Annotated in this window: 10 protein-coding genes; all 10 read right to left on the bottom strand. The window is 58.2% G+C overall.

Annotated elements, in window-relative coordinates; all coding sequences use genetic code 11:
- Positions 1 to 66: 66 nt before the first annotated feature.
- A complete protein-coding gene (locus ANTHELSMS3_RS24635; RefSeq protein WP_094037662.1) occupies positions 67 to 645 on the bottom strand; it encodes a WcaF family extracellular polysaccharide biosynthesis acetyltransferase in 579 nt (192 codons plus the stop codon).
- Positions 638 to 1,783 (bottom strand): glycosyltransferase, encoded by a 1,146-nt coding sequence (locus ANTHELSMS3_RS24630; protein ID WP_198319979.1) that lies wholly within the window; start codon positions 1,781 to 1,783, stop codon positions 638 to 640. The genes ANTHELSMS3_RS24635 and ANTHELSMS3_RS24630 overlap by 8 nt, the downstream gene beginning before the upstream one ends.
- On the bottom strand, positions 1,780 to 2,979 hold the full coding sequence (locus tag ANTHELSMS3_RS24625) for a glycosyltransferase family 4 protein (protein ID WP_094037661.1): 1,200 nt from the start codon (positions 2,977 to 2,979) through the stop codon (positions 1,780 to 1,782). The genes ANTHELSMS3_RS24630 and ANTHELSMS3_RS24625 overlap by 4 nt, the downstream gene beginning before the upstream one ends.
- Positions 2,976 to 3,935 carry a glycosyltransferase family 2 protein gene (locus ANTHELSMS3_RS24620; protein WP_094037660.1) on the bottom strand — a complete coding sequence of 320 codons (960 nt, stop codon included), beginning with the start codon at positions 3,933 to 3,935 and terminating at the stop codon, positions 2,976 to 2,978. The genes ANTHELSMS3_RS24625 and ANTHELSMS3_RS24620 overlap by 4 nt, the downstream gene beginning before the upstream one ends.
- Positions 3,932 to 5,929, bottom strand: coding sequence for an acyltransferase family protein (locus ANTHELSMS3_RS24615; protein WP_094037659.1), 1,998 nt, complete (start codon positions 5,927 to 5,929; stop codon positions 3,932 to 3,934). Before ANTHELSMS3_RS24615 ends, ANTHELSMS3_RS24620 begins: the two co-directional genes overlap by 4 nt.
- 372 nt (positions 5,930 to 6,301) lie before the next feature.
- Entirely contained in the window at positions 6,302 to 7,240 is a 939-nt protein-coding gene (locus tag ANTHELSMS3_RS24610) for a glycosyltransferase family A protein (RefSeq protein WP_157733658.1), read from the bottom strand.
- Between the two features lie 10 nt (positions 7,241 to 7,250).
- Positions 7,251 to 7,922: a hypothetical protein gene (locus ANTHELSMS3_RS24605; protein ID WP_157733657.1), complete on the bottom strand. Its 672-nt coding sequence runs from the start codon at positions 7,920 to 7,922 to the stop codon at positions 7,251 to 7,253.
- A 140-nt stretch (positions 7,923 to 8,062) separates the two neighbouring features.
- Positions 8,063 to 9,061 (bottom strand): glycosyltransferase, encoded by a 999-nt coding sequence (locus ANTHELSMS3_RS26565; RefSeq protein ID WP_368074452.1) that lies wholly within the window; start codon positions 9,059 to 9,061, stop codon positions 8,063 to 8,065.
- 153 nt (positions 9,062 to 9,214) lie between these two features.
- Complete coding sequence (locus ANTHELSMS3_RS24595; protein ID WP_094037655.1) at positions 9,215 to 11,038, bottom strand: ABC transporter ATP-binding protein; 1,824 nt, start codon at positions 11,036 to 11,038, stop codon at positions 9,215 to 9,217.
- A 140-nt stretch (positions 11,039 to 11,178) separates the two neighbouring features.
- Positions 11,179 to 12,330: a glycosyltransferase gene (locus ANTHELSMS3_RS24590; protein WP_157733656.1), complete on the bottom strand. Its 1,152-nt coding sequence runs from the start codon at positions 12,328 to 12,330 to the stop codon at positions 11,179 to 11,181.
- Positions 12,331 to 12,342: the final 12 nt, after the last annotated feature.

The raw sequence follows: 12,342 nt of genomic DNA, 5'->3' as shown, positions 1-12,342 counted from the left end.
CCGGGCTAGATGCCGCAAAATGGGCAGGGTGAAAGAGCAGGTGGATGGTAGACGGGAGCGCCGATCCTATCCACCGGGTTTCGGGGTGGCGTCGGCATCTTGCTTCAGGCGGGGCCGGGTCGAGCCATCCGCGCGATGGATGGTCCGGGCGGCCAACCGGCCAGATCCTGCCGCGCCCATGGCCAGGACTGCGCCCTCCTCCAGCACCGTGCCGGGGGCAAGGGTCGCCTGCGCCCCGACCCAGGCCCCCTGCCCCACGGTGATGGGTTTGGTGATCAGGGTAAAGCGCGGGTCGGTCCAGTCGTGACTGCCGGTACACAGATAGGCGCCCTGCGATAGGCAGGCGTGATCCTCCAGCGTCACCTGCGCGAGGTTGTCGATCCAGACCCGCTCGCCGATCCAGACGTGATCGCCCACCGTCAGCCGCCAGGGGAATTTCACCGTCACATGCGGCTTGATCACCACGCCCCGGCCGATGCTGGCTCCGAAGGCGCGCAGCAATTTCACCCGCCAGCCGGACCCCGGCAGCCAGGAACCGAACAGCCAAGCCTGCACCATCATCCAGACCAGTTCAGTCAGCTTTGACGCGCCGCGGTCAAAATCCGGGTTCTCGAACAGGTCGAGCCGCTGGGCCGGGTCAGTCATGTACGCACTCCGGTTTCGGGCCCCGCCCCGAGGCCCAGAGATAGACCTCGCGCATCTTGTCGGCGACCTGGGTCATGGCAAAGTCGCGCTGCACCCAGGCGCGGCCGCGCCGGCCCATCGCGGCCAGATCAGCGGCCGGGCGGGACAGGGCCGCGCGCAAGGTGTCCGTCAGCCGGTCCTGTTCGTGGGCGATCCACCAGCCACAGCCCTCAGCCTCCAGACCCTGCCAAGGGGCGTTGCGGGTGGTGATCACCGGGGTTTCCTGCGCCAGCGCCTCGGCCACCACAAGGCCGAAGTTCTCGGCATAGGTAGGCAGAACAAAGAGATCGGCGTCGCGGTACAGCGCCTCCTTGGCCGCGCCATGTGCCTCACCGACAAAACGAACGCGGGGCAGGCACAGCTTTTGGGTCAGTGCCTTCAACTCGGCCTCGTGACCGTTCTCATCAATGCCCGCGATGACGATTTCCCAGCCGGGAAACTCAGCCTGCAGTGCAGCCCAGGATCGCAGCAGAAAATCGACGCCCTTTTTGGGGTGGATGCGGCTGAGGAACAGGATGCTGCGCAAGGCGCCATCGGTGCGCGGAGCCAGATCGGGCAGGTTAAGCCCGTTGGGCACCACCGCGATCGGATTTGTCAGCCCCATGTCGCGGAAATGCTGCGCCTCCATCTTGGCGGTGGCGCGCAGGGCCAGCGCGCCTTTCAGGTGCGCCTGTTCGAACAGCGCCCCGGCGATCTTCTTTTTCCAGGCAGAGTTTTTCCGCGCCCAAGGGTCAAGCATCCCCCGCGGCGTAACCAGATAGGGCGTGCCCGTCCTGCGCGCATGGCGCAGGTTGGCCATGGACGGATAGGTCCAGATCCCCTGCACATCCACGAGGTCAGGGACCAACGCGGCGATGGCCGGGGCCATTCCGGGGGCGTATTGCCCGGCCAGCGGGCCTTTAACGTCAAAACCCTGCACGCGCGGACCCCAGCCCTGCGCGGCGGCAGGATTGCCGGGATCCAGCGTGCCGACAACGTGCATTTCCATATCCGGCAGCGGGTCGATGCTATGCGCCAGACCGGGAACGGACACCGCCAGCCCCCCCGCTGCGGGAGACAGTTTCGAGGTCAGAAGGAGAACGCGCAAAGGATCGGTCATGCGGTCAGCCTGTCGTAATGGGATTTCAGGTCGGCAGCGGCCCGGGTCCAGGAAAATTGGCCCTTCACACGCGCGGCCTGCGCGACAGGATCCTGCCAGCGGTTGCCCTGTACGAAATCGGTGATCGCCCTGGCCAGCGGTTTCGGCGCGCTTTGGACCAGCGCACCGCCAGAGGCGGCGATGATCTCGGGCAGCGCCCCGGCGCGGCAGCCGATCACCGGCAGGCCGACAGCGGCCGCATCCAGCGCGGTCAGGCAGAAGCCTTCCTCGATCGAAGGCTGCACGTAGATGTTTGCCCGGTCATAAAGCGCGCCCAGATCGCGGAACGGCACGGAGGCGTGCGCGATTACGCTGTCCTGTAGCCCACGGGCTGCGATATCGGCGCGGATATCGTCAAAATAGCCTCGCACCCGGCCAGAGGGGCCAGCGATTTCCCAGATGAAATCCACACCTGCGTCCCGCAGGCGCGTGGCGGTCTCGGGGATGATGTGCTGGCGTTTGTGGGGGGCGTAGCCGCCGACAGTCAGCAAGCGTACCGGTCCCTCGGGGAGGCGCGTAGCGGGCGGCGTCATCAGCGCTTGCAGGTCAGATGTCAGGCCGTGACCGATCGCCGTGATCGGGTCTTTGACCACCGGTTCCAGGAAGCCTTTGACCTGTTCCGACGGGACGATGTGCAAATCGTAACGGTTCTTTCGCAGCCGGGTGCGGTTCTTCAGGCCCACGGCCTTCAGCCGCAACTCTTCCTTCATCCGGGCGAACAGCGGCGCGTTATGCGCGGTCTGGCGGCATTCCATGGGCGGCACGTTGTGCACCGTGGAGAAGCAGGGCAGACCCGCCGCGCGCAGGCGCCCGGTATCCAGGACCTCCATCACGAAGAGGCCAAAGAGCACATGCAGCACGTCCGGTCCATTGGCCTTGCTTGCCCGCTCCAGCGCCAGGCTGTCGACCTGGCGGCAGAAATCGTAGCGCTGTTCGCGGCTGGGATCGCCCTTGGCGGGATAGCCTGCGTCGATCCATGTGACGGTATAGGGCGGTTCGGCCATGCCTTGAGGTTGCCAGCCGTCCGGCGCCGGACCGGGCACCAGCAGCTCTGCGTCGACGCCAAGACCGGCCAGCGCGCAGAGCGTTTCGTGCACATAGTTCACCGTGCCGCCAACGCGGGGATAGTAGTGTTCGCTGATGGCGAGCAGTTTCATCCCTGCGCCCCTCCTTTCGGTCGCCCCTTGAGGCGTCGGTACAGACCCTGTGCGGCAAAGACCATGCCCGGGCCGCCGATCCCGCGCAGCAGGCGCAATGGGCCGCGCATGTCCGGCGCATAACCGGGCGATATGCGGTGCGCGCGGGCGATCAGCGCCTTGGCCTCGTCTGGAAAGGCGGTCCAGTAGGTCATGGCGATCTTGTCCATGCGCTGCGCCAGTGCCCGTGCAATCTCGGGCGGTATCTGTCCGTCGAACCGCTCCGCCACCTTGTCACAGGCGCGGACGCGGGACTGCATCTTGGCAATGTCGTCATCCGCCGAGACGCGCGGCCCACCGTCGTGATGGACATAGAGGTAATGTACCCCTTCGACGGGGGTGAAGTGATAGCCCTCGTGCAGGATCCGCAACAGCAGATCGCCGTCCTCATCGGTGATCAGGCTTTCGTCATAGCCGCCCAGCCGGACCAGCAAGTCGCGCGGGTAGAGCGCGCCGCAGTGATGCAGGAAGGGCCGCAACATTTGGCGGCGGTACTGAGCGGCGCTGTCGACTGGTAGATCGCGCCAGCTGTCGTTCACATGGGTCGTGCCATTGGCAAAGACGTGTTTCGTGGCGGCGAAGGGGAGCGCCTTGTCCTGCCCCTGTTCCACCGCGGCGAACAGCGCCGCCAAATGGCCGCTGTCCAGTTCATCATCGGCATCGAGGAACTTGATCCACTGCCCCTGCGCCCGCGCCAGCCCGGCATTGCGCGCCGCTCCCTGACGACGGTTTTCCGGCTGCCGGATCAACTGCACGCCCTCGGGCAGCGTGGCAAAGACCGCATCGTAATCGGGGCCGGAGGCATCGTCGACCACGATCCATTCTGCATCGACATTGGCGTTGACAGCCATGGATTGCGCCAGCGCATCGAAACTGGACGGGCGGAAGGCGGGGATTATGACGGAGATGTCTGTCATGGCTTATCCAGAGCTGTATGCCTGCCGGACAAAGCCCGCTCCAGTATTGGCAGAACCAAGCGTTGGGCACCTTCCAGTGTCAGATGGTTGTTGTCGTGGTAAAATGCGGCTTCGCTTGTATGCGTCGGACAGTTGGTGTCGCACATTGCCCGCGCCAAGGGCAGATAAAAGACGTTCTCGACCTGTGCCACTTCGGAAAGGACAGCATCGCTTTTGACCTGCCGTTCTGCGACCTCCCGAAAGTCGACGGGCGCGGGCAAAGGCGCGCCGAACAGGACCGACGCCTTCAGCCTGTCGGCGACGTTCCAAGGTATTTCCGGCACCGTCCCTAACAGCAGGATCCGTCGGTCCTGTTTGAGAAGACGGTCACGCAGGGCCGTCAATCTAGCGAGGACAACCTCCGGATTCCGGGTGACGTCCGCTTGGTGGGGCTCGCCTGTTTCCGCGTCGTAGAGGAACATCGCTGTTGCATTTTCTACCGACCGTTCAACAGGCAGTTCCGTACCTTCCACGTATCGCGGCCAGCGTGCGGCCAGAAAGATAGTATCGACACTGTCGAGCGCCTCGATTCGGGCAAGATCCCTATGTCTCCGCGCTGCGCAGCGTTTGGAAAGCGGATCTGGATTAAGTTCCATCGCACCGGGTATTGGCGGGCAGGACGGGGCGGAGATGAACATCAGGCCGATGCCGTCACGCGCCGCAAGAGTGTCTAGTGCAGGCAAAATGGACTTGGCATGTGAATCGCCCCACAGAACCCATCTTACCTTGCCGTTGGGATCGCCAAAGATGCATGTGCGTTTCGCGGCGCGCACGCCAAAACATACTTCTGCTGGCTCAAACCGAGATATGGATCGGGTCAGCCTGATTTCATCTTCGCTGAACCGTTGTGGCACTCCCTGCGTGACGACGCTCACTGCGGCCAGCCCCCCCAGCACCGCCATCCCTGCGCCCGACAGCGCAAATATACGCCCCTGCCCCATGCCGCCTGCACGGACCGGGACGCGAAAGGGCCGCTCGATGAAGCGCCAGCTGATCCAGCCCGCCGCGACAGAGGCCAGCACGGTTACCACTTGCCACGTCGGCTCTAGGTCCACCGTGAACAGCCGGTTGCGCAGAAAGGCCATGATCGGCCAGTGCCACAAGTAGAGCGAGTAGGAAATCAGCCCGATCCAGACCATCGGGCGCAGCGCCAGCAGACGCGAGGCTGCCACAGGTCCCGCCGTGCCTGCCCAGATCAGCGCCGCAGCCCCCAGAACCGGCGGTAGGGCGGCCAGCCCCGGGAACTCGGTGGACCCGTCATAAAGGAAGACCAGCCCCAAGGCACCCACACCCTCGCGCAGGGCTTTCGGCGCGGCGGCGGGCAGAAGCCCCAGCGCCAGCAAGGATCCGATCCCCAACTCCCAGATCCGCGTCGGCAAGAGGTAGAACGAGGCCGAGGGCATCCTCGGCGTCGCCCAGATCGCCACCACCAGCGACCCCGCTACCAGCAGCACGATGACGGGCAGCAACAGGCGTCGTCCTATCTTGTGCAACAGCATCAGCAGCAGCGGGAAAAAGATGTAGAACTGCTCTTCGACCGCGAGGCTCCAGGTGTGCAGCATCGGCAGATAGTCGGTGGCACCGTCGAAATACCCGCCCGAGTTCCGCCAGAACCACATGTTTGACACGAACAGCAGTGCCGAGAGGATCGACTGGCCCATCTTATCGTAATCAGCCGGCGCCAGGGTGAACCAGCCCGCGATCAGGCTGGCCACGATCACTGCAAAGAGCGCCGGCAGGATCCGCCGCGCACGACGTTCGTAAAACCGCAGGATCGAGAAACGCCCTTCGGCCAGTTCGCGGTGGATGATGGTGGTGATCAGGAACCCCGAGATTACGAAGAAGATGTCCACGCCGACAAACCCGCCGGTGAACCCGGCCACGTTGGCGTGAAACAGAACCACTGGGACCACGGCTATCGTGCGCAGGCCGTCAATGTCGGGGCGGTAGTTCATTGGAGTTTCCTTTTGCAGCTATGGCCGTATCTCTGCTGTGTTGAGTCTCGGAAACTCCCGACGTGGCACAGGGGGGACAGGAAGCCGCACAATTCCGTCCAGCCGTGACCGGAAGAGATGTCGCACAGCGGCGGCGGCAAACGTAGAGCCTCAGGTGTATCGTATGTGTTTGCATCCATGTTGCCGGCCACACGATAGCCCATCAGTGACAAGGCGTATCGCAATAGGGTCCTGCCGGTTTTCTGAAATCCCACGCAGAAGACATTTGCCTGAGGGCGACCGTACCGCAGGCACCGCATTTGTAGTGTCAGGGTCTGACGGGAGTAATGGAGCACGGTTGCAGTTTCCGTATGGAGTTTGAAGGAGTTTGGGTCAGGTTTTCAGCAATGCCCGGGCCTGCAGCCCGCGTTTTATTCCCAACAGGCCAACCAACCCCCTCGCCGTAGGCGGCAGGGATGGACTGAAATCGAAGACAGACAATCGTTTTTCCCAAGCAGCAGCTTTCGCAACCATGTCGTCGAATTCTCTCAGGGCATAGGCGGTCTTGCGGATCCGGCTGAGGCAGGCCCGGCGCGCGGCGCGATCGTTGCGGCGGGAAAGAATGCTTTCCGCAACCACCTCAAAAGCCTGAATGCGACTTTCACCGGCCCGGCGAGACTTGTCGCGACTGACCGCACCTTCAGGCGGGCTTCGATAGTGTACGACGGTGTCGGAACAGAACACCGCGGGTCCGGACAAGGTCAGGAGGCGTCCGAAGTATTCCCCATCCTGATCGGCGGCCAGTTCGGTGTTCCAAGGGCCGCTAGCCTCAGCTAGTGCGCGTGGAACCAACCAAGGATGCGTCGGAAAGAACCCGCCATGCATCCACATGTCCAACAAGAAATTGATCCCCTTGTCATAACTTTTCCAATAGGGGCGCGGGTCGGGGAGATCGACGCGCCCGTCATCGTGCAGCATGCGCCAAGGGCACAGGGCAACACTGCCTTCGGGCGCATTAGACAGCGCCGCCAATTGGCGGGCAATCTTGTCCGGGGGCAGGATATCGTCAGCATCAAGAAACTGCAGAAATTCGCCTGACGCCATCTCCACCCCGGTATTGCGGGCAGCACACCCACCCCGGTTGGGCCCCGTAACCCATTCCACGCGCCCGTCGAAATGTTTGATTTCGTTCAGGCTGCCGTCGGTCGATCCGTCATCGACCACGATGACTTCGCAAGGATGGGTCTGAGCCAAGGCGCTTTTGATCGTGGCAGCGACATACGCACGTTTGTTGTAGCACGGGATGATGATGCTGACGGTCGTCGGTTGCACTGCTTTCTCCTCACCCGTCCAGGTACCGCTGGTATTCCGGCTTCCCGGCGATCCAACTGGTGACTTCGGCGAAATTTTCGATCAAATCCGCCAACGGGGCAGCGACCATCTTTTTCAGGCGTGGCGTGATGTTGGCTTGTGGAACACCGATCACCGTTTGCAAGGTTGCAAAGGTTTCGATTTGCCGTTCGGGATGCTGTAGATCGCGTTCGTACTGGATCTCATGAAACGCCCGACCGTGCAGCGCGGCGCGCTCTGCTTCGCGCAGCTTAAGGCGCAGCTTCAGTTCTCTTTCCAACCTCGGCAGCGGCAGGGTGATCTTTTCCGGTCGGGTCTTTTCGCCGCCGTCCATGTGATACGTCCCGGCTGTCTCGGCAAAGATATTCGACACCACATGACGCAGCGCATTGTCGCGCCAGAGGTAGATGATTGTCCATCCACGACGTTCCATGTGCGCCAAGAACCCCGCCACGTCGTGCAGCCGTTGCCAAGCATGCAGTTGGGTAATCTTGACATGGAACCCGTAGGCAGATGTCGGCGAGACCCTGGCTGCCCTTTCCACAAATTTCAATGGAAAGACCCGTGGCACAATCAGGATTTCGTCATCACAGCGGATGTCGGGATGCATGTTTAGCGTACTGGTCAGCAGGGTTGATCCGGTACGCCCCTGAGCGAATATCATAAATTTGTGCGCAGGTTCGGGATGGTGCCCCTGCAGTGCAAGACGAATTTCCTGTCGCGCGCCAGCGTAGAGCCGCTTCAAGTACGGCCGACGCTCATAGACTTCGGGAACCAATTCGTGGCGAGGGCGGAAAAACATCGTCAAAGCCCCATGATTCTGCGCAGCCTTACGGCTGTCGCCTCATGCGAAAACTCCCTTCGGACCCAGGGCGCACCAAGCCGCCCCATCGAAGCAGCGCGGTCTGGATCGCGCAACAGCGCCTCAATGGCGCAGGCCATGGCGTCTTGGTCGTGTTCATCGACCAAAATCCCCGTCTCACCGTCGCGCACCACGTCGGGAATACCGCTATGCCGGGTACTGACCACCGGAATGCCTGAGGCCATCGCCTCGAGGATCGCCACGGGAAGACCTTCGGTATCGCCGTCGGGTGCCGTGACCGAATGTTGCACAAAAAGAGCAGCACGGCCAAGCAGCGCGCGGACCTGCTCATGCGGCAACGCCCCGTGGAGAGTCACTTGGGCACCAATATGCAGCTCTTCAACCAAGGCCCGGGCAGCGGCAAGGAGCGGCCCGTCACCGATCATGTTCAGATGCGCCGAGGGCAAATCTCGAGCAGCTACCGCAAAGGCGAGGATCGTGGTCAGCGGGGCCTTTTTTTCGACGAAGCGTCCTATCGCGATGACCTGTCCTACGTCACGATGAGTTTCCTCGAAATTTCCCGGATCTATTCCGCAGGCCGACACATGGAGCTTTTCGCGAGGGCAGCCCATCTCTGCCAGTCTCTCGGCGATAAAGCAGGAGGGGGCAATGACACCTGCGACCTGCGGGAACAGGGCGTTGTAGTGCCGTCGCCAACCGGCCTCTCGGGGCAGACGGGTTGCATCGTAACCGTGAAAGTGGACAAAAAGGCGAACATCGGCCCTATTGGCGGCATGCATCAACTTGCAGCCCATGGGACCGAATTCCGCAAGACAATGGGTGACTTTCTGCCGTTCAAAGAAGGCCCGGATGCGCCGTTCCTCAGTCCCTCGCAAGGCCCGCTCCACGTGAACGCTCCACTGAAACCGCAGGGCGTTCCGCAAGCGCTCCGCAAAGCCGCGCGGCGTGGAGTAGGCGTCGACATTAGAAAGGACCGGCATACCAAGCGCTTCCGCACCTGCTCCATTCTCGCAGACCAGAACCGTGGCGGCGGGAAGGATGGTGAGCGCGTGCGCCCGAATAAAGGTCTCTGATGACCGGTTGAAAGAGGGAGCAGCAAGTGCCAGTCGGGTCATGTACGGGAGCCTCCGATGTCAGGCAGCGTTGGCCGAAGAACTCATTGCCAGAAACTCGGGACAGTCACGCTCGAGGTTCTCCCAAGAATCGAAAGCAATCAGTTCACCGTGCCGGAGCACCATGATCCGATCGCAATTGCGCAGGGTGCTGAGACGATGGGCGATCATGATCAGCGTCTTGTCTCCGGGCAGAGCCTCAATCGACTGCATCACTTCCTTTTCTGTCGCGTTGTCCAATGCACTAGTCGCCTCATCGAAAAGGATAAGATCCGCCTGACTGTAGAGGGCTCGAGCAATACCAATCCGTTGCCTCTGGCCTCCAGAAAGGCGAATACCGCGCTCCCCGACAACCGTATCGTATCCGCACTCCAGTTCATCAAGGATAAAATCGTGTATTCGAGCAATCTTGGCTGATTCAATGACAAGCTTCTCGTCGATCTGATCCATTGGCAAACCAAAAGCGATATTTTCCCGAACCGTCAAATCTGTTAAAAATATATCTTGCGGCACATAGCCAACCGATCCTCGCCAGGAACGAAAATCTTCATGCTTAAGAACTACACCATCTATTATCACGTCACCTTGGCTTGGTTCTATCAAACCTAAAACAATATTGGCGAGAGTTGACTTTCCTGACCCCGTGGAACCAACAACTCCAATTCGCTCCCCTTTTTGAATTGAAAAACTAACACCTAACAAGTTTGGTTTGTCAGCATTAGGGTACACGAACGTAACACTATCGAAAGAAAAAAAACTTTTGAGGCCCCGCGGCTCAACGAATTGACACGGCACCGGTGATATCACTTTCGTTTGAGCATAGTCTTCGTGGATAGATTCCACTGCAGAGCGACCGTAGCTTAGTAGGGTAATACTTCTAAATAGTGTAGAAAGCTCTGGAAGGATACGTTGCCCAGAGAAAGCAAGCAAACCAATTGTTGGTATTATCTCTGCCAAGCTCTCATGCCCGTCTAACCCGGCACGTACGAGCAAGGCAAGGCATAGAACAATTATGCCAGAAAACATTATTGCGTGAATCGCATACTGTGGCGACTGAGACGCGACAGAAATAATTAATTGACTCTTTGCCATTTTTTGCGCTGGATCTGAGTAGAGATTCATATAAAATCGCTCACGTCCAAGAACCTTAATAACCTTAATCCCCGCCATTGCTTCGGTAACCAACCGATATCTTTGAGCGTTCGCCTCAACACGAACCTTACCCCAGCGCCGAGAAATTTTTCGCGTGAAAAAAATAATGACCCCATACGCAGCTCCGATCGAAAGAAAAGCGGAAATGGAAATAATTGGCTCCATATATAGCAATACAATAACGATCATGGTGCTGGTAACGATTGCAGCAAATCCCTCAATGGCAGGTTTAATTGCCTGATCTACAACCTGCTGACATTCTGATAGCAACTGCTTTCCAAGCTCGCCAGTATGCTGGTCAAGAAAAAATACATAAGGCTGCTGCAGATATCTTGTAAGAAGTCGAGAACTAAGACTGTAACTGCGCATCGCAGAGAACCGTCCGATCACATATACCTTCAGAAGCTGCATAATATTTGACAATATTATCACGCAAATTGAAGAAATACCTAGCGCCATCAAGAAGTTATATTCACCTTCAAACCCTCCATAATCGTAAGCGTATTTTAGAAATTTACTTTCGTGAATTTTTCCGGGATTCGCGAGCACCGAAAGGAAAGGCACGATCGACAAAACCATAGAAACCGCAGCAATTCCCGCCACACAAACAACTGCCACTACAATAAAAAAGTTCTTCCGTTCATTCTGATCGAGGAAACCCCAAACGAGACGCAGTGTTTTCATATCAACCATTAGCTCTCTCGGCCTTGTTTCTGCACAGTTCCGGCTTCCCCATTACCCGCCTCATGGAAATTACCTTCTCCATAAAGCTCATGAGACAAGTCCAACGAAAATGCGCTTTACTTATTAAGAACCAGATGGATTCTATAAAATTACAAAACGCCATGTTTTCGCAAGGCGGCTTCAAGTTTTTTTGACTGAATGTTAGGATGACGCCTTGCAGCATGAGCCTGACAGGCATGCTGCAAGGCCAAATGTTCACCTTCACTCATTTCACAAGCTTTCTCTATAACATGTCGCAACCCGCTTGGATTTTCGGGATCGTATAGCAATTGGTGATTTTCAATCGGAACCGCCTCAGCTGTTCCTCCAAGGTTGGTTCCAATAATTGGCTTTCCCATAGTCATTGCCAGAGCCACAACACCCGATGTCAGTACGCGGCGATAATTGACAACAACATAGTCCGCATTGGAAAATAGGTCCACTATATCAGAATCGCCCACAAAACCAAGTTTCATTTCTACATCCCTGTTGGCCGGAATGTGTTGGGTCAGATCAGGGCTTTTCCCCGGCCAAAACGGCCCCGCGACTGTAATAACTCCACATTTATCGGATACGTCGGCACTCCCGACACAGTCCAGAAACCCCTCTATTCCTTTCATCGGCAAGATCGTTCCAAAACAAAGGAATCTCCTCTTAATTGGGGCAGGAGTCGGCTTCGGAGTACGGCCATATGCTCCGAAACAGGTGGGCAGCTCCACTAACTCAATTTTATCGGGATCACTGGCAAGCATGTTTTCTGCGAAAGCCCTGCCAGCGTGATTAAATACATGTATCATGTCTACTGTATTCGCCAAAAATTTCCGGAGCTTCTCAATATGATGAGGATAGGACTCATCGTAATGGCTCTCCGCATCGTGAATAGACCATGCAAGCCCCACCCCTTTTATCTTCAGATCCTCCAACTCTTGTATTGTTCGATCTACCAAGTCTTCGGGGGGCAAATCTGGATCAAATCTTGTTCGTCTATGTATTTCATTTTCGTACTGAATGTGTAATGCATCAATATGACCAAGCCTTGCCAGTCGAATTCCACGCCATATGCTCGGCAGCGCCAAAATCTGCGTTTCAGTTTTTGCGAAAATTAACGGGATGAATGGATTTTTTAGTGGGTACGGAAAAACTCCGAGACGCGATCTCTTCCTCGACGAAAAATTAGGCCAATAATGAAAGCGAAGCGCCTTGGATGATTTGAAATGGTTTTTTATGATAGCTTCAACATCGGGATCTTGGTTGTTGTGCATTGAATTCATCTT

The sequence above is a fragment of the Antarctobacter heliothermus genome, assembly GCF_002237555.1.
GTDB lineage: Bacteria > Pseudomonadota > Alphaproteobacteria > Rhodobacterales > Rhodobacteraceae > Antarctobacter > Antarctobacter heliothermus_B.
Note: the sequence above shows the minus strand (reverse complement) of the source record. Positions and strands in the feature narration are given on the sequence as shown.

Bases quoted from the DNA above. Each gene is read 5' to 3' on its own strand.
- ANTHELSMS3_RS24630 (WP_198319979.1), bottom strand. From the start codon at position 1,783: ATGACCGATCCTTTGCGCGTTCTCCTTCTGACCTCGAAACTGTCTCCC.
- ANTHELSMS3_RS24595 (WP_094037655.1), bottom strand. From the start codon at position 11,038: ATGGTTGATATGAAAACACTGCGTCTCGTTTGGGGTTTCCTCGATCAG.
- ANTHELSMS3_RS24620 (WP_094037660.1), bottom strand. From the start codon at position 3,935: ATGACAGACATCTCCGTCATAATCCCCGCCTTCCGCCCGTCCAGTTTC.
- ANTHELSMS3_RS24605 (WP_157733657.1), bottom strand. From the start codon at position 7,922: ATGATATTCGCTCAGGGGCGTACCGGATCAACCCTGCTGACCAGTACG.
- ANTHELSMS3_RS24625 (WP_094037661.1), bottom strand. From the start codon at position 2,979: ATGAAACTGCTCGCCATCAGCGAACACTACTATCCCCGCGTTGGCGGC.
- ANTHELSMS3_RS24635 (WP_094037662.1), bottom strand. From the start codon at position 645: ATGACTGACCCGGCCCAGCGGCTCGACCTGTTCGAGAACCCGGATTTT.
- ANTHELSMS3_RS26565 (WP_368074452.1), bottom strand. From the start codon at position 9,061: ATGCCGGTCCTTTCTAATGTCGACGCCTACTCCACGCCGCGCGGCTTT.
- ANTHELSMS3_RS24615 (WP_094037659.1), bottom strand. From the start codon at position 5,929: ATGAACTACCGCCCCGACATTGACGGCCTGCGCACGATAGCCGTGGTC.
- ANTHELSMS3_RS24590 (WP_157733656.1), bottom strand. From the start codon at position 12,330: ATGCACAACAACCAAGATCCCGATGTTGAAGCTATCATAAAAAACCAT.